20 protein-coding genes and 1 pseudogene are annotated in these 22,524 nt (G+C 59.7%); 9 read left to right on the top strand and 12 right to left on the bottom strand.

Annotated elements, in window-relative coordinates; translation table 11 throughout:
- Positions 1-36: 36 nt before the first annotated feature.
- Positions 37-723, bottom strand: coding sequence for a hypothetical protein (locus P7C00_RS12820; protein ID WP_404939295.1), 687 nt, complete (start codon positions 721-723; stop codon positions 37-39).
- Entirely contained in the window at positions 720-1,328 is a 609-nt protein-coding gene (locus P7C00_RS12815) for a TetR family transcriptional regulator (protein WP_404939293.1), read from the bottom strand. The genes P7C00_RS12820 and P7C00_RS12815 overlap by 4 nt, the downstream gene beginning before the upstream one ends.
- A gap of 105 nt (positions 1,329-1,433) precedes the next feature.
- Between P7C00_RS12815 and P7C00_RS12810 the strand changes: the two genes are divergently transcribed.
- Both P7C00_RS12810 and P7C00_RS12805 read left to right on the top strand, forming a co-directional pair.
- On the top strand, positions 1,434-3,011 hold the full coding sequence (locus P7C00_RS12810) for a 2OG-Fe(II) oxygenase (RefSeq protein ID WP_404939291.1): 1,578 nt from the start codon (positions 1,434-1,436) through the stop codon (positions 3,009-3,011).
- Between the two features lie 53 nt (positions 3,012-3,064).
- The gene (locus tag P7C00_RS12805) at positions 3,065-3,601 is read left to right on the top strand and encodes a hypothetical protein (protein WP_404939289.1); all 537 of its coding nucleotides are present in this window, start codon (positions 3,065-3,067) and stop codon (positions 3,599-3,601) included.
- 1,350 nt (positions 3,602-4,951) lie between these two features.
- On the opposite strand, the pseudogene P7C00_RS12800 reads toward P7C00_RS12805, so the two are convergent.
- The 4 genes and pseudogenes from P7C00_RS12800 to P7C00_RS12785 all read right to left on the bottom strand — a co-directional run.
- Positions 4,952-5,337: pseudogene (locus P7C00_RS12800) on the bottom strand (PAAR domain-containing protein); the annotation flags it as partial.
- Positions 5,338-5,567: 230 nt separating this feature from the next.
- Positions 5,568-5,846 (bottom strand): hypothetical protein, encoded by a 279-nt coding sequence (locus tag P7C00_RS12795; RefSeq protein WP_404939287.1) that lies wholly within the window; start codon positions 5,844-5,846, stop codon positions 5,568-5,570.
- Positions 5,847-6,187: 341 nt separating this feature from the next.
- Positions 6,188-6,430 (bottom strand): hypothetical protein, encoded by a 243-nt coding sequence (locus P7C00_RS12790; protein ID WP_404939285.1) that lies wholly within the window; start codon positions 6,428-6,430, stop codon positions 6,188-6,190.
- Between the two features lie 159 nt (positions 6,431-6,589).
- A complete protein-coding gene (locus P7C00_RS12785) occupies positions 6,590-7,483 on the bottom strand; it encodes a LysR family transcriptional regulator (RefSeq protein ID WP_065363950.1) in 894 nt (297 codons plus the stop codon).
- Positions 7,484-7,579: 96 nt separating this feature from the next.
- On the opposite strand from P7C00_RS12785, the gene P7C00_RS12780 reads away from it, so the two are divergent.
- A complete protein-coding gene (locus P7C00_RS12780; RefSeq protein WP_404939283.1) occupies positions 7,580-8,725 on the top strand; it encodes an alpha/beta hydrolase in 1,146 nt (381 codons plus the stop codon).
- A 45-nt stretch (positions 8,726-8,770) separates the two neighbouring features.
- Entirely contained in the window at positions 8,771-9,988 is a 1,218-nt protein-coding gene (locus P7C00_RS12775) for an MFS transporter (protein ID WP_404939280.1), read from the top strand.
- Between the two features lie 118 nt (positions 9,989-10,106).
- On the opposite strand, the gene P7C00_RS12770 is transcribed toward P7C00_RS12775, so the two are convergent.
- From P7C00_RS12770 to P7C00_RS12745, 6 genes are all read right to left on the bottom strand, one after another.
- Positions 10,107-10,631 carry a hypothetical protein gene (locus P7C00_RS12770; protein WP_041752156.1) on the bottom strand — a complete coding sequence of 175 codons (525 nt, stop codon included), beginning with the start codon at positions 10,629-10,631 and terminating at the stop codon, positions 10,107-10,109.
- A gap of 149 nt (positions 10,632-10,780) precedes the next feature.
- Entirely contained in the window at positions 10,781-11,716 is a 936-nt protein-coding gene (locus P7C00_RS12765) for a PoNe immunity protein domain-containing protein (protein ID WP_015635121.1), read from the bottom strand.
- Between the two features lie 160 nt (positions 11,717-11,876).
- On the bottom strand, positions 11,877-12,425 hold the full coding sequence (locus P7C00_RS12760) for a cupin domain-containing protein (protein WP_015635120.1): 549 nt from the start codon (positions 12,423-12,425) through the stop codon (positions 11,877-11,879).
- 269 nt (positions 12,426-12,694) lie between these two features.
- Complete coding sequence (locus tag P7C00_RS12755; protein WP_404939278.1) at positions 12,695-13,975, bottom strand: NAD(P)/FAD-dependent oxidoreductase; 1,281 nt, start codon at positions 13,973-13,975, stop codon at positions 12,695-12,697.
- Between the two features lie 55 nt (positions 13,976-14,030).
- On the bottom strand, positions 14,031-15,521 hold the full coding sequence (locus P7C00_RS12750) for an aldehyde dehydrogenase (RefSeq protein WP_404939276.1): 1,491 nt from the start codon (positions 15,519-15,521) through the stop codon (positions 14,031-14,033).
- Between the two features lie 33 nt (positions 15,522-15,554).
- On the bottom strand, positions 15,555-16,931 hold the full coding sequence (locus P7C00_RS12745) for a glutamine synthetase family protein (protein ID WP_072452431.1): 1,377 nt from the start codon (positions 16,929-16,931) through the stop codon (positions 15,555-15,557).
- A 266-nt stretch (positions 16,932-17,197) separates the two neighbouring features.
- Between P7C00_RS12745 and P7C00_RS12740 the strand changes: the two genes are divergently transcribed.
- The 5 genes from P7C00_RS12740 to P7C00_RS12720 all read left to right on the top strand — a co-directional run bounded on the left by P7C00_RS12740 (position 17,198) and on the right by P7C00_RS12720 (position 22,404).
- Entirely contained in the window at positions 17,198-17,953 is a 756-nt protein-coding gene (locus P7C00_RS12740; RefSeq protein ID WP_123393014.1) for a gamma-glutamyl-gamma-aminobutyrate hydrolase family protein, read from the top strand.
- A 236-nt stretch (positions 17,954-18,189) separates the two neighbouring features.
- The gene (gene potA / locus P7C00_RS12735; protein ID WP_346636035.1) at positions 18,190-19,332 is read left to right on the top strand and encodes a polyamine ABC transporter ATP-binding protein; all 1,143 of its coding nucleotides are present in this window, start codon (positions 18,190-18,192) and stop codon (positions 19,330-19,332) included.
- A gap of 44 nt (positions 19,333-19,376) precedes the next feature.
- Positions 19,377-20,258, top strand: coding sequence for an ABC transporter permease subunit (locus P7C00_RS12730; RefSeq protein WP_172681993.1), 882 nt, complete (start codon positions 19,377-19,379; stop codon positions 20,256-20,258).
- On the top strand, positions 20,255-21,151 hold the full coding sequence (locus P7C00_RS12725; protein WP_072452432.1) for an ABC transporter permease subunit: 897 nt from the start codon (positions 20,255-20,257) through the stop codon (positions 21,149-21,151). The genes P7C00_RS12730 and P7C00_RS12725 overlap by 4 nt, the downstream gene beginning before the upstream one ends.
- 146 nt (positions 21,152-21,297) lie before the next feature.
- The gene (locus P7C00_RS12720; RefSeq protein WP_404939970.1) at positions 21,298-22,404 is read left to right on the top strand and encodes a polyamine ABC transporter substrate-binding protein; all 1,107 of its coding nucleotides are present in this window, start codon (positions 21,298-21,300) and stop codon (positions 22,402-22,404) included.
- The last annotated feature ends 120 nt before the right edge of the window (positions 22,405-22,524 follow it).

Below are 22,524 nucleotides of genomic sequence, written 5' to 3'. Positions count from 1 at the left end.
AAGGCGAAACTCCCGCCCCCCGCTGGGGTCCGTTCCTCAGCCGAGGCGGTCGATGGCGCTTGCAAGATTGACGCGGGCTTGCTGTTCGAATGCATCGAAGTACGGTGCGGTCGTATAGATGCGCCCGCGTGCCAGGAAGCCCTCCAGGACCTGGCGCCGCTTTCGGCGGTACACAAACAGAGGCACATATCGGTACTCGCGACGGACTTGGCGGTCGTACTCCTCAAACCGCGCGGCCGATGCCCCAAGGATCGCCAGATCCGTGTCCACCAACACGGCCTCGTCTGCCGACGCTGGAGCGCCGTCGTGTCGCGTCACCATGATCAGGCCGTAAAGCCTGCGTCGGATTTCATCGCCCAGGCCGCTATCGCGTGCCACGTCGTCCAGCCATTGCGCACTGCGCAGCTCGTTGTCGCTGCGAAGTGGGTCGTATAGGGCGTCATGAAACCAAAGTGCGAGATCGACTTCAGCGGGAGCGTGGCAGGCTGCGTTGATGAGTCGGCGCACCTGGAGGCATTCCTGCAAATGCTGGCAGTTGTGATACGCACGATGGGGCTCGCGGTAGCGTCGAAGGAGCTCTTCGTAGGTTTCTCGCGGCGGGCAGCCGACTCCGAGCTCCGCCCAGAGGCGAGCCCAGGCGGCAAAATCCACACCATCAGGCACCTCGGGGGCGCCGTGCGCGCCGTCCGGAAAGAGGTTGCGCCCTTCTGGCGTTCCCCTCATCGCTCCTCCTCCCCATCAATGTAACGCTCGACCCAGGCGATCAACGTCGGTGCGGCGAAGGCCGTCGGCAGCAGTGGCCGCGCCGTGGTGGACAGCGTGAACGCCCCCTGGATAAAGCATGTAATGCCCGCCACCAGCGCGTCGAGCCCTCGGGCGCGGCGTCCGCGTTCGGCGAATCGCTGCCGGAGCAGGCCCTTGAGAAGCTTCATCTGCGCCGCTAGCACAGCCTGATAGACCTCGCGCACGTCTGGGTCGTGGGCCGACTGCTCGCCGATCATCACCCATGCCGCCACCGCATCGGGCTGCGCGTCCGAACCGTAGGCCAGGTGTGCGGTAATGTAGGCCTGAAGCCTTTGCTCCGCCGTCTGGGCCGCAGCGGCCCGGGACTCGTACCGCTGATGGGCGTAGCCGGCCAGTGAGTCGACCAGTGCCACCAAAATCTCGCGCTTGTCCTTGAAGTGGTAGTGCACAAGGCCAGGCGCTAGCTCCGCATGCCGGGCGATGGCCGCTATGGTTGCGCCTGCGTAGCCGGCCTTGGCCATGACGGCCTGGAGTGCCGCCACGATCTGGCCGCGTCTTTCATCAGTGTTCGAGCGCCGTGCCATGTCACCTTTCCAATGTTGGTTGCGCGACCAGCTTAGCATTGACATCGACCCCGTCGCACCCTAGCTTTGCAAATATTGGTTATCAGACCAACTTTGGAGATCACGATGAATTCCTTCGCTGAAAAACTGGTGGCCGGGGCGACTGCTCCGTCGGCCTCGGTCGAACTACCGCTGGGTGACCGGGTGCGGTGTGTCCTGGTCCACGAGTTCCTTGCGGCCAGCGAGTGCGAAGCGTTGATAGAAGCCACGGAGCAGTGCGGGTTCGCCAGCGCAGGGTCTGACTACCCGTCCTCCTACCGCGATAATGACCGGATCGTGGCAGACGACCCAGCTCTGGCCGGACGACTATTTGAACGCTTGAAGCACTGCGCCTCGCGGATGCCGAAGCTCGGGACGGTGATCGATGAGGACGGCTGGCGTCCGGTCGGCATCAATGAGCGGCTGCGCTTCTGCCGCTACCGGCCCGGCACCCAGTTCCGCGCCCATCAGGATGGTGTACACCATCGCCAGCGCCAACAGTCACGCCTGACCTTCATGATTTATCTTAACGACGATGCATTCAGCGGCGGAGAGACCGTGTTCTTCGAGGGACGGTCCGCAGCCATGTCGAACCGGGATTCCACGCTCAGGCTGCGCCCGCGAAAGGGCAGCCTGATCGTATTCGATCACACCCTCTGGCACGCCGGCGCCTTAGTGGACGCTGGCCAAAAATACGTCATGCGCAGTGATCTGATGTACGAGCCACAGCAATCCTTGCAAGTCGATGGTCCCTTCCAGCCGGGCCATCACGGGTACGTATGGGCGCTTGCCGACCTTGGCGACAGGGGCTTTGCAAGCGCCGGGCGTGACGCAACCATCCGGCTGTGGGATCGCGAGGGCCGGTGCTTAGGTCAGCTTGACGGACATACACAATCCATTCTGGGTCTGGTGGACGTGGCGCCTGGCGAGCTTGTTTCTCACTCGCGGGATCGTACGGTCCGGCATTGGTCCTTGGCGACCGGCGAGTCAACGTTGGTCGGCACATCGGACTCGGCCGTCCTGTCCTCGGCAAAGTTAGGCGCTGACCGCCTCGTGACCGGGGCTGCTGACGGTCGCGTGACAGTCTGGAACCTGGCGACAGGTGCCACGGACAGACGTCAGGCCCACGCCTGCTGGGTCTGGGCGATCGCGCCTATGGGCAACGGCGGTTTCGCCAGCGCATCGGAGGACGGAACCGTCAGGCTGTGGCAACCCGAGGAGCGGGACTGCGTACAAGTGCTCGATCTGGGCCGCCCCCTGAGGACGCTGGCGAGCTGGAACGACGCCGATGGCAGCGTCACCTTGGCCGCTGGTGATCTCGACGGCGCGGTGCACCTGCTAGCGACCGAACCGATGCTGGCGCTCCTGGATTGCCTTGCCGCTCATGACGGGCCAGTCCGGCGCGTGCGCTTCGAGGCGCGACACATGTTGCTGACCTGCGGCGAGGATGGATTCGTCAGGCGCTGGAACCTGCCCTCACGGCAGGGGGCGATCATCGGCTCACACGACAACTTTGCAACCGATGTGCTCCCCACCCGCGCCGGTGGCTGGATCAGCTGTGGGTATGACGGCCGGATATTGGTGCATGGCGACAAGGGCCAGGACGCCCTACCCCTGCACCTCAATACCAGTTCTGCGCCTTTGGCCAACAGGTCACTGGTATGATCTGCGTCCGGAGCCGCCTGCTGGAGGCGGTGTGTTTGAGCACAGGAAGTCCCATGAAAAGAATGCTGTTCGGTGTGTGTCTGCTATCACTGGCCGGTTGTGTCAGCTCGCCCGATACCTCCCTCACCCAGGCCACCCCAGGTTGCAAAGCGGCCACCTCTGAGGTCAATGGGAAACCGGTCACCACGCAGTTCTGCATCAAGACCATCGCCTTCAAACCCTCACAATACCGAGTCACTGTTAACGACCAGGTGCTGTTCACCGGTACTGACTTCCAACCCGTCGCCTTTACCAAAACCATTAAGGAAGGTCCGGCCAAGGGCACATGCAAGGAGCTGATCGAGTTGCAGGGCTCCGGCTCGACAACAGTGCCATTGAACGAGTTGCCCACCGAATTGGTGGCAGGCTGCCGAATTACGGCAGACGCGGCCGGTAACGCACAAGCCTTCAGCAAAGACGACGCCTGCGACAAGGTGTTCTACAAGTCGCTGGCGCCGTTGCTGGGCAAGGTGATGCCGGCTGAAGTGGCCCGCCAATGCAGCGTGACGGTGGGCGAGCAGACCGTGTTTGACCAACGTTTCAACTTTTAGAACAAGGCGCTGGAGCAGAGGGGCAGATTGACTTTCTCTGCTCTAGCCGATACCCGCCTCCCCTCTACCCCTGCACCACCCAACACCAGACCGGCGGAGCCCTAAGGTAGTTCTTAAAAGTCAGTGAACGGATCTGAGGGCAACGGCAGAGGAATTGCGTCGCCTTTTTTCGTATCTTCAGAACTCAATCGGGGTTGCTCAGAATCAACCTGACGTACATAAGGTACGTAATGAATGCTCAACTAAATAAATACCGAACAACTAATAGCCAGGGAAAGCTCAGGATGCGTCACTCAATAATTAACAGCTTGATTGCTATCAGCTTTGCCATAACATGCTCCGGCTGCACATCATATACGTCCAAGCCACCAATCAATGAACACTTCGAACCCAGAACAAAAGAAACCATCTCCAGCTTCACTTATAAAATGGACTCTGCATGGAAAAACAGCCGCTTCGCAAAGAGCGCATACGAAGCAACACAGAAAATCATTCCAAATGCACAAGACAATAGTTCAAGACTTATAGCTCCACACCTTCCTGAATTAGAAATAAAAATCTCCGAGATTCCATCTGGAGGCGCTTGCGTACAAGACTACTTAACCGGCTTGAGTCTTGGCTTGATTCCTAGCTGGTGTACAAGACCCAACCTATTCAGGTTCGATTTCACACTGAACAATAGTCACGGTTTTTGCAGACAGAAATCCTACTCCATAAGCTCAATATCGTTCTCACACCTCGTAGTGATCCCATTCGCCCTACTCAGCACCGAAAGCAAACCGTTAACTATTTATCAGGCAGCGTTAAAAGACTTCCTTCAAGAAGGTCAATGTACAACGCGCTAACACGCTCTGTTCGATCAGGGAGAGGGAGCCACTTGCAGTGACAGCAGCCTAAAAAAACCTCCGACTACTATCAACCCACAGAACAGAGCACCGGCACCCAGGGTCGGGACACCGAATCCCATACTGACGGAACTTGCAACAGAATCAGTCGACCATCACCTGAAACGTAAAGCATATGAAATGCCATCAACCACCCACTTAACCCAGCCCATGTATTGACCGACAGACCACAGCAAAAGAAAAACCCCCAATAGAACTGCACCTGCTCGGTACCAGACCACCAGCTTCCTTCTAAGGCCTCGGGGACAGTTATTGATATCTTCGATGCTTGCGCCCCCATCACGGATGTACATCGCAGGCCAGGCAATCACTCCAACAACACTCCCCATTAGAAACAGCCTCCCCGCCGGCCCGGCGCGCTTGAGCGAACTCCCATTAGTGCCGAGTGGGACATGGGCTGCTCGACAATATGACACCCCGGCTCGACGCCCTCCTGAAGGGCCGCCTTGGAAGCAGCCAACGGGCTGACCAGCGCATTGGCCGCCTGGGCTTTTCCGTGAGCGCCGGATCGGCCAGCAGCGTGGCCATGCGCGACTCATCCACCGAGCCATCGGCGGGCGCGAAGAGCGAGCCGCCGAAAGTATTGCCAGAGCCGCTGACAAGGGTACCGCCATGGCTGGTGAGGCTGCCCACATGGGCCAGGGGCCGGCCATTGACCAGCACAGAAGGAAATCCTGTGGTAATCACCGCGCCGCAGCCACAGACATCACCGACCCGGGCCGCGCCCGTGCCGTTGATGATGACGTTGCTGGAGGCGGTAACGATGGGAGTGGTGCCGTGCTCCGGCATCGGGCAGACATGGCTATCGTCCAGGCGAGAAGAAGCGATCATTGGGCACCCTGCGCTATGAGTGAAAAAGCCTCCCATCCGGGAGACAGGGGACCCTAGCGCAGGAGTTCGGGCAGGGCCCTAAGGTCATTCTTAAAAGTCAGCGAACAGAGCTGAGGCCAACGGCAGAGGCAGGACAGCAGCGCAGGGTCGATCTCTGGAAAGTGCTCCGCTCAAGCAAAAAAGGCGACGCATTGCGTCGCCTCTTTCGTTGCCTCAGTACTCAATCGAGGTTACGCCGGATCAGCCTGCCTCAAGGTTCTATCACCCAAGGTACGCAGCAGATCGAAGCCGTCACTGAGCAACAGGCCGATGGCAAAGCGGATCTGCGAGAGGTCCTGCGCACCAGAAGTGCAGTCAAGGATTTCCAGCAGGTTGCGAGCTGCGCCGATGCGTTGCTGAGCGCAGGTATACAGATCGGCCAACGAGGCGTTGGCGTCCAGGTAGAGGACGGGATGGTCGGTGTCGTTGCGGGTGAGCGGGATGGGGTTGCAGGTAGGTGTGCGGGTCATTGGTGAAGCTCCATGAGAAACAAGTCTTTACCGCCGTCAAACAGCCAAATGGAATCGGCTAAGAGACAAGGCGGCTATGCCCATAGTTTTTGGCCCGCGATGACCAGTCACTTAAGTTGCGGTGACGTGTTGGACTATAGAAGTGATATTCGCTCGATGACAGTTTCTGGGAAAAAAATCGTTCGGTTTATCGTTTCAAAAACATACAGTGATCAGCTTGTGACAGGCTGCCTTTGCCCGGACGCAGCCTCTCACAAGCGACCATTTTCGGACAAATGCAGCATCTTACTAATGGCCGATTTCGACCCAGGCAAACATCTGAGAATGCTCACCAAGACTATTTACGCGGCAAAAGTAAGCACCCTTGCCTCGTGAGTATCCGCTATGAACGCCATGACTTGCTCTTTTGGATGCGGGGAAAGCTCTGGGTATTCATCTACAAGGTATTCGATAACCGAATCTTCATCCCAAGGACCGAGCGAAGTCATGTAGTCATGATACTGATTTTGAATCTCTCCCCATGATTGGTAAGGATGCTTAGAGAGCAACATGACTGTTCGGGTGTAGATAATATGAATCTGCACGAATCTATTTCCGTATGTTGTCGTTTGAGTCACAGCCAAGCGAGTGTAAATCCTTTTCAAGATTGCCTTCTGAACGTCCGCTCCTGGCCGATTCCTGCAGGTCAGGATTGGCCGAAATCGATCCATAGCAGACGTTGTCGCGCGTCGAATGCAGAGGGCTCAGCTTCTATATTTCAGCGCCTCCACCAATGCAGAAAAGGCGGGAGAGGCTTGTCGCCTGTTCGGGTAGTACAAATGGTAACCCTGAAACTCAGGGCACCAGTCGGCCAAGACTTCTTTGAGCCGGCCGTCAGCCAGATAGGGTGCTACCAATTCCTCTGGTACGTAGGCCAAGCCAACGCCATCCACGGCGGCATTGAGTACGTGCATGATGCTGTTGAAAACAAGTTGTCCATCTGCCTTGACGGTAAAAGCCTGGCCATTACTTTCAAATTCCCATGCGTAGATCGCCCCTGATGGTCTGTGTCGGATATTCACGCAGTCATGCCCGGTCAGCTCATGGGGGGTTGTTGGTGCCGGGTTGCGTTCGAAATATTCTGGAGAGCCCACCACAGCCAACCGCCAATCTGGGCCTATGCGAACGGCGATCATGTCTTTGCTGATCGATTCGCCCATGCGAATGCCAGCATCGAATCGCTCCTCGACCACGTTGGTGAATCCATAGTCGACGTAGAACTCCAGTGTGATATCCGGGTAGCTCTTCAGGAAGCTTGCAAGCATCGGCCGAATGCACAACTCAATCTGATCATCAGTACAGGAAATACGAATCGTGCCACTGGGCTTGTCCCGCAGCTCGCCCAGCGCTTCAAGCTCGGCGGTGATCTGATCAAAAAGCGGAGCGATCGAGCGCATCAATCTTTCTCCCGCCTCTGTGGGCGACACATTGCGTGTCGTGCGGGCCAGCAGTCGTATCCCCAGCCTTTGTTCAAGTGCCCGGATCGTATGACTCAGCGCAGAAGGAGTAATGCCCAGTTTAGCGGCGGCTTTCGTAAAGCTTTGATCTCGCGCCACCGCAAGAAAAGCTTGGAGATCGTTGACTTTAGTACTGGCCATTGCTGAGTTTTTCTCAAAACCACATGAAGATTACGCCTACTAATCAAGATATTTCTAATCCGTCAAGCTCTGTCACATATCTGGAACGGAGTACTGATGATGAGCGAGACACCTGTAACCCTCCTCGAAGCTACAGAAGCCTTGAACTCTCCAGGGCTTGATCGGCGCGCATTCGTAAAGGCCAGCGGCGTCAGCATTGCGGCCTTGGGCGTCCTTTCAGTCGCAGGCGGTGCTGCCTTAGCAACTGACTCGAAAAGCGCTGTCAGCCCGCCGGAAGGCGCCAACAATTTTTACAAAAGTGACAAGGTCACTGTGCAAAAGGTGACCTTCAAGAGCTCATACAGTCTTCAAATTGTGGGCAATCTTGTAACGCCCAAAAATCTGGATAGAAACGCTAAAGCGCCTGCAATTATCGTCGGTCATCCCATGGGAGCAGTCAAAGAGCAAAGCTCCATGCTTTATGCACAAAAGCTGGCGGAACAAGGCTTCATCACGCTGGCGATTGACTTGCCTTTCTGGGGAGAGAGTGAGGGCATGCCTCGTAATCAGGTTGCCCCCGACATGTATGCCGACGCATTCAGTGCCGCCGTTGACTATCTTGGCACACGGGACTTTATCGGTCGCAACCGTATCGGCGTACTGGGTATCTGCGGCAGCGGTGGCTTTGCCATCAGCGCGGCCAAGATGGATCTGCGTTTGGCAGCAGTGGCCACCGTCAGCATGTACGACATGGGCGCCGTCACCCGTCATGGTCTGAGTCACTCAGTGACTGTCGAGCAACGCCAAGCCATGCTCGCCAAAGCCGCCGAGCAACGCTATGACGAGTTCGCTACCGGAACATTGCATTTTCTGAACTATCTGCCTGCGCAGCCTGGCAGGGAAACCGACCCGGTAACTCGCGAGTTTTGGGATTTCTATCGCACGCCCCGCGGCATCCATATCCCTCATGGCAGTACGTTGGAACTGACGCAAAATCGCGCCTTGACCAGTGAAGTCAGGTTCGTGAATTTCTATCCATTCAGCGATATCGAAACGATTTCCCCGCGTCCGCTGCTGTTCATATCTGGCGATCAGGCCCACTCCAAAGAGTTCAGCGAGGATGCCTACCGACGCGCCGCCGAACCGAAAGAACTGGCCTGGGTTCCCGGCACGGGTCACGTGGATCTGTATGACCGCGTGAACTTGATTCCCTGGACCAAGCTCACCGCCTTTTTTACCCGGCACCTAATGGTGGCGGGCTAAAAGGCCAGTGCTTCAGCCAACAACTATTTGATGAGAGGTTTTTGAATGACGGCTCAAGTATTCGACACCCCGGCAGGTGAGGCCCTCGGCACGCCGGGGACTGGTGAACTGCCGGCTTACTGGAGTGGCATCTTTGCGATGACACTGTGCGTATTCGCGTTGATCGCCTCGGAGTTCATGCCTGTCAGTTTGCTCACGCCGATTGCATCGGATCTGCAAATCAGTGAAGGACTGGCCGGGTATGGGATCGCCATCTCCGGCGCCTTCGCGGTGCTGACAAGCCTTACGATTTCCAGGCTAGTGGGTTCAATGGACCGCAAGACGCTGTTGCTTCTACTGACCGGGATTATGTGTGTGTCGGGGCTGGTGGTCGGTCTGGCGCCGAACTATACGGTGTACATGATTGGTCGTGCGCTGATCGGCGTGGTAATCGGCGGATTCTGGTCGATGTCGGCGGCAATGGCCATGCGCCTGGTACCTGCCCATAGCGTGACCAAGGCTCTGGCAATCTTCAACGGCGGCAATGCTTTGGCAACCGTAGTGGCCGCTCCGCTGGGAAGCTATCTAGGGAGTGTCATCGGTTGGCGGGGTGCTTTTTTCTGCCTTATTCCGGTAGCAATTATTGCGTTGATCTGGCAGTGGATCAGCCTGCCAGCCATGGCGCCGGCGCCGGCGCCGCGCAAACCGAGCGCTGGCAATGTCTTCCGATTGTTTAAGAGCCCATTGGTCAGTTTCGGCATGTTGAGTGTGGGCATTTTCTTCATAGGGCAGTTTGTATTGTTCACCTATCTGCGCCCGTTCCTGGAAACCGTCACAGGTGTAGATGTATCCCTGTTGTCGATGGTCCTGCTGGTCATCGGCGTGGCGGGTTTTGTCGGGACCATTCTGATCGGCACTTTCCTGAAAACCGGAATGTACCGCGTCCTGGTCTGCATTCCACTCTTGATGGCCGCGATTGCACTTTCTTTGATTGTCCTTGGCGGCGGAGTCGTGGCAGCTTTTGTACTGCTTGGGTTGTGGGGCCTGATCGCGACGGCGGCGCCTGTGGGGTGGTGGTCGTGGTTGGCCAAGGCGTTGCCCAAGGATGCTGAAGCCGGTGGCGGCTTGATGGTCGCAGTCATTCAGCTATCCATTGCGCTGGGCTCCACTCTCGGTGGGCTGCTGTTCGACGGCAGCGGTTATCGCATGACATTTCTCGCAAGCTCTGTCTTGCTGGTACTCGCGGCAGTGATGGCCTTTTTCACATCGCGAAACCAGGTTTAATAGAAGGCAGATTGAGTAAGGCAGGCAACTGTCCACAATTTGTAAGATCGGATTTGATCCAACGTCCGCTATTGGCCGAAAACAGCCCTCCACGAGAAAGCGTTTCACCCCATAGCTTTCATTGAATGAAGGTCACGAAGCTGGTTTCAATTTCGACGCATGCTGGCGGGAGCGTATTGACCAGCATGGCGGCATCGTCGCCCTGGTTAAGAAAAATCAGGAAGTCCCCGGACTCAAACTCGATCCTAAATCCGACTAGCCGAGATGCCTGGCCATTGAGGGCATCGAGAATGCCCTTGACCTCGAGAACTTTCTCGCCTTCGAGGTGGGACGCTGATAACGCTGCAAGGAGGTTTTCCCTCTTCCAGGCGCAGGTCACGTCAGGCTCTATCTCGAAGGAAACGGGCGTGTTGATGGGGTATATGTCAGCCCCAACACTCTCACCATCACTCAAGAGGTACATGGATATCACCTCTTGCCCGCCGAAATGCCATTCAATAGAGCCGACATCTCCCAGACTCCTTTCCCCGTTGAAATAGTACTGGTCATGCATCAGCGCGTTCAGCCGCTTACCCACCAGCAAACGCGCCCTGTGCAAGTCTTGGGCTGCCCTGGTATGAGAAAAGCAATAGCGGCTATCCATCAAGCACCTCATGTACGTCGGACGAGGGGCAGTCCAATGCTGACCGAAAACTGGCACTCAAGGACGATGCCGTTGAGTCGATAGCAGCCCCTTCTGCATTCGACCAGAAACAAGGGTTGGAAAACGCTACAACGAATGGCAGCCCACCCCTACCCCTGCGCCACCCAATACCAAACCGCTCCCCCCTCAAACTCCGGCATCACTTCCCCCTGCGCAAAGCAGCGCCGCGACTCCGGCTGCGCCGGGGTAAACCAATATCCGGCCTTGCTGCAGGACTGCCCTGCAGCCACCGGCGCTATACGTTTCGGGTGGCTCGGCCGAAGGTTCCTCGCATAGGCCACCAGATCCTTGGGATAGACCCTGTGCTCGACCCCGCTGTCATCAATGCCATACAGAAAGGCGATGGCGGCTGCCTCGAACGCCCAATACCCGCAATAGCTGCCTTCGTCCCCTTGCAGGTGGCTGTCGTGCCAGGGTGCCTGTTCGAACTCGGGGTACCAGTCGTCACAGTACTGCTGCAGAAGGTCGCTGGCTTCGGCCGGGTCGTCGGCGTAGATGGCCTGTATCAGCGGTGTGTAGACATCGTGGTACCAACGGTCCACGTCATATCGATCGGGCAGCAGTTTGCACAGCAGGTCCTCGTAGAGGGTGTCGTCCCCGGCGTAGCCCGCCGGGTCGATCAGGGCCACGAAGCGTTGGAGCAGGTCGCTGCGGTGCAGCAGGATGCACAGGCTGAACACCTGGACGCACTCTTGGTACTGGTCGAGCCAATCGTCGATCGCCAAGGGGGTGATGTTCGGAATCTGGTTGTATTCGGCCAGTTGTTTTTGCAGGTGTTCGTAACTGTCCACCAGGGTTTCCAGCAGGGGAATCAGCAGGTCGATGCTGTGGCCGGCGGTGTAGCGGATGAGGATTTCCTTGAAGATCCACTTCTGGAAATGCCGGGCCCTGAGGGACTTTTCCTGTGCTTCGGAGTCGGACTCAAAGGTGTGTTCGGCAAAGAATTCCACGCTGTGCTGGTAGTTGCTGAAGAAGTTCTCCAGGCGTGCGGCGCTGAGGAATGCTTGTCGTCTGTCCTTGATCATTTGTCGTCCTTGTTTGCCCGACGCCCGCTCCAGACCCTGTCCGCAAGCGTGGTTACGGCAGTCTCCGGGGCGTGGGCCGGTCTAAAAAACAAAGCCCGCGACACAAGGCGCAGGCTGGATAGGGTTGCAACAGGTCGAGCCGGATCAGTCACCCAGCCCCTTAGAAGTTCGCCGGGGTGTTGGCGCTGATGATTTCCGCCTCATCCTGGCCAATGTTGCGAAAGCTGTGGGGCAAGGTGGTGGGGAAGTAATAGCCATCCCCCGGGTTGAGCACGCTGACTTGACCGTCCACGGTCAATTCCACGGTGCCGCGGGTTACCAGGCCGCACTCTTCGCCTTCGCTGTGCACGATGGCTTCTTCGCCGGAGCTGGCGCCGGGGGCGTACTGCTCGCGCAGAAAGCGCATCTGCCGGTTGGCCACCGGGGCGCCGATCATCAACAGGCGCAGGCCGTCGCGGCCCAGGTCCGGCTGTTCGTTGGCGCGGAACACGTATTGGTGCTCCCGGGGTGGCTGGTCGAAGGTGAAGAAGTCGGCCAGGGACATGGGGATGCCTTCCAGCAGCTTTTTCAGGGAGCTGACGGAGGGGCTGACGCGGTTCTGTTCGATCAGGGAAATGGTGGCATTGGTGACGCCGCTACGCCGGGCCAGCTCGCGCTGGGAGAGTTTGTAGCTTTCGCGAACGAGTTTGAGTCGGGTGCCCGTGTCCATAACAGCCTTATGTGAGAGGAACTTAAGGGTATTTTTGCGGCGGTTGGGTCGCGAACTTCGCGATTTGGCTGCCCCTGGAGCCTGAAAAGGCGGCTATTTAAACATGTTTGACAGGCAAGCTGTAAAGACTGGCGATGGGCGTGAAGGCTGGGTGATGGAGTGTCGGTTTTCCGGGGCTTTGCGAGGCTTTTTCCGGGGCGGGTCAAGGGCCGGAGCTTCGCGAGCAAGCTCGCTCCTACAGGAGTGTGGGCTGTAGGAGCGAGGTGGCGTCAGATGCCGAAGCGGTCGCGCAGGGCGTAGTACGCGGCGCCCATGGCGGTCAGTGGGGCCTGGAAGGTGCGGCCGCCGATCATCGGCATGTGTGGCAGGGAGGCGAAGGCGTTGAAGCGCTCGGCGTCGCCGCGGATCATTTCGGCAATCAGCTTGCCGGCCAGGTGCGAACAGGTAACGCCGTGGCCGCTGTAGCCCTGCATGTAGTAGGCGTTCTTTTCAATACGGCCGAATTGCGGCATGCGCGACATGGTCAGCAGGAAATTTCCGGTCCAGCGGTAGTCGATCTTCACGTCCTTGAGCTGGGGGAAGGTCTTGAGGATCTTCGGCCGGATCAGTTGCTCGATGTCGTCCGGCTCCCGGGCGCCGTAGACCACGCCACCGCCGTACAGCAGGCGGTTGTCGCCAGTGAGGCGGAAGTAGTCCAGCAGGTAGTTGCAGTCTTCCACGCAGTAGTTGTTGCTGATCAGGCTGCGGGCCAGTTGTTCCGGCAACTGTTCGGTGACCACGATCTGTGAACCGCAGGGCATGCTCTTGCGGGTGACGCGGGGGTCGAGGTCTTGCTGCAGGTAGGCGTTGCCGGCGATCAGCAGGTATTTGGCGCGCACCACGCCCTTGGCGGTGCGAATCACGTTGGGTTCGCCGTAGGTGATTTCCACCGCCGCCGACTGTTCGAAGATCTTGCCGCCCAGGCCGATGATGGCGCTGGCTTCGCCCAGGGCCAGGTTCAGCGGATGGATGTGGCCGCCCTGCATGTCCAGCAGGCCGCCGATGTAGTTCTTGGTCCCGACTTCGCGGTCGATCTGCGCCTTGTCGAGCATCTTCAGGTTGTGGTTGCCCAGGCGTTCCCAGTTGCGCTTCTGTTCCGCCAGGCCCTTGAGCTGCTTGTTGTTCAGGGCGGCGAAAATGCCACCGGGGCGGTAGTCGCACTGAATGTCGTAGTGCTGGATGCGCTGACGGATGATGTCGGCGCCTTCGAAGATCATGCTGCCGAGCACTTCGGCGCTTTTTTCGCCGTAGCGTTCTTCGATCACGTCGACGTCGCGGCTGTAGGAATTGACCAATTGCCCGCCGTTGCGTCCGCTGGCGCCGAAGCCGACCTTGGCCGCTTCCAGCACGGTGACGCTGTAACCGGCTTCCGCCAGGAACAAGGCCGAGGACAGGCCGGTGTAGCCGGCGCCGATCACGCAGACGTCGCACTCCACACTCTCTTCGAGTTGCGGGTAGTCGGTGGTCTGGTTGCGGGTCGCCGCGTAGTAGCTGTTCACGTAGGTTTGCATGAGAAATTCCCCAGCGGGTACGGGCCCAGGCCCGCCGCCGCTGTTGTTATAAGAGTTAGAGCTTGATCCAGGTCGCTTTGAGCTCGGTGTATTTGTCGAAGGCGTGCAACGATTTGTCGCGGCCGTTGCCGGACTGTTTGAAGCCGCCGAACGGCGCGGTCATGTCGCCGCCGTCGTACTGGTTGACCCATACGCTGCCGGCCCGCAGGCCACGGGCGAAGCGATGGGCGCGGCTGAGGTTGCTGGTCCAGACCCCGGCCGCCAGGCCGAAGATGCTGTCGTTGGCAATCTGCAGCGCCTCTTCTTCCGTATCGAAGCTGATGAGCGACAACACCGGTCCGAAGATTTCTTCCCGGGCGATGGTCATGGCGTTGGTCACCCCATCGAAAACAGTCGGCTCGACATACAGGCCGCCTGTGCTTTCCAGGGTGCGGACACCGCCGGCCAGCAGTTGGCCGCCCTGCTCCTTGCCGATCTCGATATAGCGCAGCACGTTGTCCAGTTGGCGCTGGTCCACCACGGCGCCGACCCGGGTTTCGGGATCGAGGGCGTGGCCCGGCTGCCACCCCTTGAGGGCCTCCACCAGCAGCGGGATGAACTGCTCGCGGATCGAGCGTTGCACCAGCAGGCGCGAACCGGCGGTGCAGACTTCGCCCTGGTTGAAGGCAATGGCCGCAGCTGCCGCTTCTGCGGCTTCGCGCAGGTCCGGGGCATCGGCAAACACCACGTTGGGGCTCTTGCCACCGGCTTCCAGCCACACCCGCTTCATGTTGCTTTCGCCGGCATACACCAACAATTGCTTGCCCACGGCGGTGGAGCCAGTGAAGGCCAGCACGTCCACGTCCATGTGCAGGGCCAGGGCCTTGCCGACGGTGTGGCCGTAACCCGGCAGGACGTTGAACACGCCCTGGGGGATACCGGCGTCCAGGGCCAGCTGGGCGATGCGGATCGCGGTCAGCGGCGACTTTTCCGACGGTTTGAGAATGAACGAGTTGCCCATTGCCAGGGCCGGAGCGAACTTCCAACTGGCCATGATCAGCGGAAAGTTCCACGGCACGATGGCCGCCACCACGCCCGCCGGTTCCCGGGTCACCAGGCCCAGCTGGTCGTGGGGCGTGGCCGCCACTTCGTCGTAGAGCTTGTCGATGGCTTCGGCGTTCCAGCGGATGGCGTTGGCCGTGGCCGGAATGTCGATGGCCATGGAATCGCCAATCGGCTTGCCCATGTCCAGGGTTTCCAGGAGCGCCAGTTCTTCCTGGTGCGCAAGGATCAGTTCGGCGAAACGAAGCAGAATGCGCTTGCGCTCGGCCGGGGCCTTGCCCGACCAGACGCCACTGTTGAACGCCTGGCGCGCCACAGCTACTGCACGATCGGCATCGACCTGATCGGTGCTGGCGACGTTGGCCAGAAAGCGCCCGTCCACCGGGCTCAGGCATTCAAAGGTGGCGCCACTGGCGGCGGCGCAGTACTGGCCGTCGATAAAGGCACGGCCTTCGAGGCTGAGGGACTGGAAGTGCTGCTCCCAGTCGCTGCGGGATTTAGTCATGGCAAATACTCAAGGCAGGCAGTGACACGGTCATCAGACCGTGTGCAGGTACCAGTTGTATTCCAGGTCGGAGATGGAGTTTTCGAACTCCGCCAACTCGCTTTCCTTACAGGCCACGAACACGTCGATGTACATCGGGTCGATGTACTTGGCCATCACTTCGCTGTCGTCCAGTACGCGCAGGGCGTCACGCAGGTTGGTGGGCAGGCTTTGTTCGTTCTGCTCGTAGGAGTTGCCTTCAACCGGCGCTCCCGGATCGATCTTGTTCGTCAGACCATGGTGAATACCCGCCAGCACCGAAGCCATCAGCAGGTAAGGGTTGGCGTCGGCGCCGGCCACCCGGTGCTCGATACGCACCGCATCGGCAGAACCGGTGGGTACGCGCACGGCCACGGTGCGGTTGTCGATGCCCCAGGTCGGCGAGTTCGGCACATAGAACTGTGCACCGAAACGGCGGTAGGAGTTGACGTTAGGGCACAGGAAAGCCATCTGCTGCGGCAGGGTGTCGAGCACGCCGCCGATGGCGTGGCGCAGGGCTTCGTTGGTTTGCGGGTCTTCGCTGGCGAAGATGTTGTTGCCCTGCTTGTCGAGGATCGAGATGTGCACGTGCAGACCGTTGCCCGCCTGGCCCGGGTAGGGCTTGGCCATGAAGGTGGTGTCCATTTCATGGTCGTAGGCGATGTTCTTCACCAGGCGCTTGAGCAGCACCGCGTAGTCGCAGGCTTTGATCGGATCGCTGACGTGGTGCAGGTTGACTTCGAACTGCGCCGGGGCGCTTTCCTTGACGATGGCATCGGCAGGAATGCCCTGCTCTTTCGCGCCTTCAAGGATGTCTTGCAGGCAGTCGACGTACTCGTCCAGATCGTCGATCAGGTAGACCTGGGTGGAATGCGGACGCTTGCCGGAAATCGGCGAACGGGGCGACTGCGGACGGCCGTTCACGTTGTCCTGGTCGATCAGGTAGAACTCCAGTTCAAAGGCCGCGCAGATGGTCAGGCCCATCTCATCGAACTTGCTCACCACCTGGCGCAGCACTTCACGGGGGTCGGCGAAGAATGGCTGGCCTTCGATCTCGTGCATGGTCATCAGCAGTTGCGCGGTGGGGCGCTTCTGCCAGGGTTCGACGCTCAGGGTGCCGGGGATCGGATAGCAGATGCGGTCGGCATCGCCGATGTCCAGGCCCAGGCCGGTGCTTTCCACCGTGGAGCCGTTGATATCCAGGGCAAACAGCGAGGCCGGCAGGTTGATGCCCTTCTCGTAGACCTTGTGCAGCGCGGTGCGCTCGATGCGCTTGCCGCGCACCACACCGTTCATGTCTGCAATCAGCAGATCGACGTAGAGAACCTCGGGGTGTTTTTTCAGGAAGGCATTGGCTTCATTGAGTTGAATGGCACGCGGGGGGACCGACATGATGCACCTATTGTGTTAATTATTATGTTCACTGCTGTGACACGCCAGCAGTCAACCCGAAAGAAAAACCGGAGTCAATAGCCAACAGCAGGCGCCATTCGTCAATTATTTTGCCTCACGAAAGACCAATACACCCCGAGATCCGCGCCATTCGCGGCTTTCAAGCGAACAATGTTTAGAATTTTTTACATGGAAGTTGTTAATTAAAATCAACGAGGATAAGCTCTGGAAAAACTCGTTCCAGCGTGAATTTCGAGGTGATAAAAATGGCATTCAAGCCATTGATCGGCGTTACTGCGTGCGTCAAAGAGATCGGCCTGCACCCCTACCACGTCAGCGGCGACAAGTACTTGCGTGCTGTCAGCGTCGCGGCCGAGGGCCTGCCCCTGATCATTCCTTCCCTGGCGGATCTGATCGATATCGACGATCTGCTGCACAACATGGACGGGCTGCTGTTTACCGGCTCGCCGTCCAATGTCGAACCCTTCCATTACCAGGGCACGCCCAGCGAGCCGGGCACCGCCCACGACCCGCAGCGCGATGCCACCACCCTGCCCCTGCTGCGCGCCGCCATTGCCGCTGGCGTACCGGTGCTCGGCATCTGCCGTGGCTTCCAGGAAATGAACGTGGCCTTCGGCGGCAGCCTGCACCAGAAGGTGCATGAACTGCCGGGCTACATGGACCACCGTGAAGCCGACGATCCACGCATCGAAGTGCAGTACGCCCCGGCGCACCCGGTGGCAATCCAGCCCGGCGGTGTGTTCGAGGCCATGGGCCTGGCCGGCGAGATCCAGGTCAACTCGATTCACAGTCAGGGCGTCGACCGCCTGGCCCCCGGCCTGCGGGTCGAGGCCGTGGCCCCGGATGGCCTGATCGAGGCACTGTCGGTGGAACACAGTAAGGCCTTCGCCTTCGGCGTGCAGTGGCACCCGGAATGGCAGGTGCTGTCGAACCCGGCCTACCTGCGGATCTTCCAGGCCTTTGGCGACGCCTGCCGACAACGGGCTGCGCAACGGCGCTGAGCGCCGATCGAAAAACCCAGGCATTCAATAGGATTCACCACGCCCTGCCCCACGGCGAGCGCGCCTGTGCGCGCCCGACGTCCGGCGTGAGCAACACACGGCAAGACCACAACAACAAATAGCGTCAGGCCGCCAGGGAGGCAGCGCCGAATCAGCCCGCACCCCCTGCGGGCTGGCAATCAAACTTTAAGCCCGGCCGAATTGGCCAGGCTGCTGACACCTGTTGGGAGTTTCACATGGCAAACGCCTCCAGCACTTACCGCAAGGCCCTCGAAGGCACCCCGAGCCCGCAGAAGGTCTTGGTCAAGATCGACCGCGTGACCAAGAAGTTCGATGAAACCGTGGCCGTGGACGATGTCTCCCTGGAGATCCACCAAGGCGAAATCTTCGCTCTGCTGGGCGGTTCCGGCTCCGGCAAATCCACCCTGCTGCGCATGCTCGCCGGCTTCGAGCGCCCCACCGAAGGCCGCATCCTGCTGGATGGCGTGGACATCACCGACATGCCGCCCTACGAGCGGCCGATCAACATGATGTTCCAGTCCTACGCCCTGTTCCCCCACATGACCGTGGCCCAGAACATCGCCTTCGGCCTCAAGCAGGACCGCCTGCCGGCCAGCGAGATCGACGCCCGGGTCGAGGAGATGCTCAAGCTGGTGCACATGACCCAGTACGCCAAGCGCAGGCCGCACCAGCTGTCCGGCGGCCAGCGTCAGCGCGTGGCCCTGGCCCGCTCCCTGGCCAAGCGCCCCAAGCTGCTCTTGCTGGACGAACCCATGGGCGCCCTGGACAAGAAGCTGCGCTCGCAGATGCAGCTGGAACTGGTTGAGATCATCGAACGCGTGGGCGTGACCTGCGTGATGGTGACCCACGACCAGGAAGAAGCCATGACCATGGCCCAGCGCATCGCCATTATGCACCTGGGCTGGATCGCCCAGACCGGCAGCCCGGTGGACATCTACGAGGCGCCGGTGAGCCGCCTGGTGTGCGAATTCATCGGCAACGTCAACGCCTTCGACGGCACTGTCACCGAAGACCTGGAAGGCTACGCCATCATCGACTGCCCGGACCTTGAGCAGCAGATCTACGTCGGCCACGGAGTCAGTACCTCGGTGCAGGACAAGTCGGTGACCTACGCCATCCGCCCGGAAAAGATGCTGGTCACCACCCTCAAGCCCGACACCCGCTACAACTGGTCCAAGGGCAAGGTGCATGACATCGCCTATCTGGGCGGCCACTCGGTGTTCTACGTCGAGCTGCCCGGCGGCAAGATCGTCCAGTCGTTCATGGCCAACGCCGAGCGCCGTGGCTCGCGGCCAACCTGGGACGACGAAGTCTACGTCTGGTGGGAAGACGACAGCGGCGTGGTACTGCGAGCATGAGTACCTCGACCATGAGCACTTTCAATCAGAAGCTGTTCCGTATGCTGCCCAGCGGTCGCAAGCTGGTAATCGGCATCCCTTTCCTCTGGCTGTTCCTGTTCTTCATGCTGCCGTTCTTCCTGGTGATGAAGATCAGCTTCTCGGAAGCGGCCCTGGCGATTCCGCCCTACTCGGAGATCTACAGCTACGCCGAGCAGAAATTCCAGCTGCTGCTGAACCTGGGCAACTACGCCATGCTCGCCGGCGACGAGCTGTACATCTCGGCCTACCTGGGTTCGCTGAAAGTGGCGCTGCTCAGCACCCTGATGTGCCTGGTGGTGGGTTTTCCCATGGCCTATGCCATCTCCAAGACCGGCAAGGAAACCCAGAACGTCTTGCTGCTGCTGATCATGATGCCGACCTGGACCGCGATCCTGATCCGCGTCTACGCCTGGATGGGCATCCTCAGCAACAACGGCCTGCTCAACAGCTTCCTGTTGTGGACCGGGCTGATCAGCCAGCCGCTGGAAATCCTCAACACCAACACCGCCGTCTATATAGGCGTGGTCTACGCCTACCTGCCGTTCATGGTGCTGCCGCTGTACGCCAACCTGGTCAAGCATGACCAGAGCCTGCTGGAAGCCGCTTCGGACCTGGGTTCGAGCAACTTCAACAACTTCTGGAAAATCACCGTACCCCTGGCCAAGAACGGCATCATCGCAGGCTGCATGCTGGTGTTCATTCCGGTGGTGGGCGAGTTCGTGATTCCGGAGCTCTTGGGCGGTCCGGAAACCCTGATGATCGGCCGCGTGCTGTGGCAGGAGTTCTTCAACAACCGTGACTGGCCGGTGGCCTCCGCCCTGGCGGTGGTGATGCTGGCGATCCTGATTATCCCGATCCTGCTGTTCAACCGCAGCCAGGCCAAAGAGATGGAGGCACGGGCATGAAACGCTTCGAATTTTCCAAACTGATGCTGGTGCTGGGCCTGCTGTTCATCTACTTGCCGATGCTGATCCTGGTGATCTACTCGTTCAACGCCTCCAAGCTGGTGACGGTGTGGGGCGGCTGGTCGATCAAGTGGTACGTCGGCCTGCTGGACAACCAGCAGTTGATGGGCTCGGTGATGCGTTCCCTGGAAATCGCTTGCTACACCGCCATTGCCGCGGTGGCCCTGGGCACCCTGGCGGCCTTCGTGCTGACCCGAGTCACGCGCTTCAAGGGCCGCACCTTGTTCGGTGGCCTGGTCACCGCGCCGCTGGTGATGCCGGAGGTGATCACCGGTCTGTCACTGTTGCTGCTGTTCGTGGCCATGGCGCAATTGATCGGCTGGCCCATGGAACGGGGCATCGTCACCATCTGGATCGCCCACACCACATTCTGCGCGGCCTATGTAGCCGTGGTAGTCTCCGCGCGCCTGCGGGAGCTGGACCTGTCCATCGAAGAAGCGGCCATGGACCTGGGAGCGCGACCGTTCAAGGTGTTCTTCCTGATCACCATCCCGATGATCGCGCCGTCACTGGCGGCCGGCGGCATGATGTCCTTTGCCCTGTCCCTGGATGACCTGGTGCTGGCCAGCTTCGTTTCCGGCCCGGGCTCCACCACCTTGCCGATGGAAGTGTTCTCGGCGGTGCGCCTGGGGGTCAAACCGGAGATCAACGCCGTGGCCAGCCTGATCCTGCTGGCGGTGTCCCTGGTGACCTTCCTGGTCTGGTACTTCGGCCGTCGCGCCGAAGCCGCCCGCAAGCGGGCGATCCAGGAAGCCATGGACTTCACCGCCAACGAATCCTGGCAACCGCCGGCGGCGAAAAAACCTGCTGTACGAGCACCGGCGACGGCCTAGCCATCGTCTCTTCGCCAGCAAGCTGGCTCCTAAAGGGTCTGCACTGTCTCTGTAGGAGCGAGCTTGCTCGCGAAAGTCTCCACCCTGATATCCACCTTGCACACGCAGCAATCTGCACAATAAGAAATGGAGTTGTAGTGATGAAAATGCCTGGCAGGATACTGCTCGCCAAAACCCTGCTCTCAGTGTCCTTGATGGGCGCACTGGTGACCGGCGCTCAAGCCAACGACAAGGTGCTGCGCGTCTACAACTGGTCGGACTACATCGCCCCGGACACCCTGAAGAAGTTCGAGGCCGAAACCGGTATCCACGTCACCTACGACGTCTTCGACAGCAACGAAACCCTGGAAGCGCGCCTGCTCACTGGCAAGTCCGGCTACGACATCGTGGTGCCGTCCAACAGCTTCCTGGCCAAGCAGATCAAGGCCGGGGTCTACCAGGAGCTGGACAAGTCCAAGCTGCCCAACTGGAAGAACCTCAACCCGGTGCTGCTCAAGAACGCCTCCGCCAGCGACCCGGACAACGCCCACGCCTTCCCCTACATGTGGGGCTCGATCGGCATCGGCTACAACCCGGACAAGGTCAAGGCGGCCCTGGGCACTGATGCCCCGACCAACTCCTGGGACCTGCTGTTCAAGCCGGAGAACGCCGAGAAGCTCAAGGCCTGCGGCATCAGCTTCCTCGACTCGCCCACCGAGATGCTCCCGGCGGCCCTGCATTACCTGGGCTACCCGGTGACCAGCAAGGACAAGGCGCAGATCCTCGAAGCCCAGGAGCTGTTCATGAAGATCCGGCCTTCGGTGACCTACTTCCATTCTTCCAAGTACATCTCGGACCTGGCCAACGGCAACATCTGCGTGGCCGTGGGTTACTCCGGCGACGTGCTGCAAGCCCGTTCCCGCGCCGAAGAGGCCGGCAACAAGGAGAAGGTCGCGTTCAGCATTCCCAAGGAAGGCGCCGGCAGCTTCTACGACATGATGGCCATCCCCAAGGACGCCACCAACGTCGACAACGCCTACCTGTTCATGAACTTCCTGATGCGCGCGGACATCATCGCCGAGGTCACCAACAGCCTGGGCTACAGCAACGCCAACGCGGCAGCCACGCCACTGGTGGACGAAGCGATCCGCAACGACCCGGCGTCCTACCCGCCGCAAGATGTGCTGGCCACCCTCTACGCGGTGCCGGACCAGCCGATTGCCATCCAGCGCGTGATGAACCGCGGCTGGACCCGGATCAAGCTGGGTAAATGATTCAAGGTGCCCGCCGCTGGCGGGCACGGCTCGCCTTTTTCCGTTCATGTCGCGCCTTACCACCGCGACACTCCTGCGAACGGCTTCACCCGGCTCCCTCGGTTGGGGTGAATCCTTGGC

Source organism: Pseudomonas sp. JDS08PS003 (assembly GCF_045013505.1).
In the GTDB taxonomy this organism is placed as follows: domain Bacteria; phylum Pseudomonadota; class Gammaproteobacteria; order Pseudomonadales; family Pseudomonadaceae; genus Aquipseudomonas; species Aquipseudomonas protegens_B.
This window is presented reverse-complemented; position numbering and strand designations above follow the sequence as displayed.

Excerpts from the sequence above, each read along its gene's own strand:
- P7C00_RS12745 (WP_072452431.1), bottom strand. The coding sequence starts at position 16,931 with ATGTCGGTCCCCCCGCGTGCCATTCAACTCAATGAAGCCAATGCCTTC.
- P7C00_RS12740 (WP_123393014.1), top strand. The coding sequence starts at position 17,198 with ATGGCATTCAAGCCATTGATCGGCGTTACTGCGTGCGTCAAAGAGATC.
- P7C00_RS12775 (WP_404939280.1), top strand. The coding sequence starts at position 8,771 with ATGACGGCTCAAGTATTCGACACCCCGGCAGGTGAGGCCCTCGGCACG.
- P7C00_RS12810 (WP_404939291.1), top strand. The coding sequence starts at position 1,434 with ATGAATTCCTTCGCTGAAAAACTGGTGGCCGGGGCGACTGCTCCGTCG.
- potA (WP_346636035.1), top strand. The coding sequence starts at position 18,190 with ATGGCAAACGCCTCCAGCACTTACCGCAAGGCCCTCGAAGGCACCCCG.
- P7C00_RS12795 (WP_404939287.1), bottom strand. The coding sequence starts at position 5,846 with ATGACCCGCACACCTACCTGCAACCCCATCCCGCTCACCCGCAACGAC.
- P7C00_RS12815 (WP_404939293.1), bottom strand. The coding sequence starts at position 1,328 with ATGGCACGGCGCTCGAACACTGATGAAAGACGCGGCCAGATCGTGGCG.
- P7C00_RS12785 (WP_065363950.1), bottom strand. The coding sequence starts at position 7,483 with ATGGCCAGTACTAAAGTCAACGATCTCCAAGCTTTTCTTGCGGTGGCG.
- P7C00_RS12750 (WP_404939276.1), bottom strand. The coding sequence starts at position 15,521 with ATGACTAAATCCCGCAGCGACTGGGAGCAGCACTTCCAGTCCCTCAGC.
- P7C00_RS12780 (WP_404939283.1), top strand. The coding sequence starts at position 7,580 with ATGATGAGCGAGACACCTGTAACCCTCCTCGAAGCTACAGAAGCCTTG.
- P7C00_RS12725 (WP_072452432.1), top strand. The coding sequence starts at position 20,255 with ATGAAACGCTTCGAATTTTCCAAACTGATGCTGGTGCTGGGCCTGCTG.
- P7C00_RS12755 (WP_404939278.1), bottom strand. The coding sequence starts at position 13,975 with ATGCAAACCTACGTGAACAGCTACTACGCGGCGACCCGCAACCAGACC.
- P7C00_RS12805 (WP_404939289.1), top strand. The coding sequence starts at position 3,065 with ATGAAAAGAATGCTGTTCGGTGTGTGTCTGCTATCACTGGCCGGTTGT.
- P7C00_RS12770 (WP_041752156.1), bottom strand. The coding sequence starts at position 10,631 with ATGGATAGCCGCTATTGCTTTTCTCATACCAGGGCAGCCCAAGACTTG.
- P7C00_RS12820 (WP_404939295.1), bottom strand. The coding sequence starts at position 723 with ATGAGGGGAACGCCAGAAGGGCGCAACCTCTTTCCGGACGGCGCGCAC.
- P7C00_RS12760 (WP_015635120.1), bottom strand. The coding sequence starts at position 12,425 with ATGGACACGGGCACCCGACTCAAACTCGTTCGCGAAAGCTACAAACTC.
- P7C00_RS12765 (WP_015635121.1), bottom strand. The coding sequence starts at position 11,716 with ATGATCAAGGACAGACGACAAGCATTCCTCAGCGCCGCACGCCTGGAG.
- P7C00_RS12720 (WP_404939970.1), top strand. The coding sequence starts at position 21,298 with ATGCCTGGCAGGATACTGCTCGCCAAAACCCTGCTCTCAGTGTCCTTG.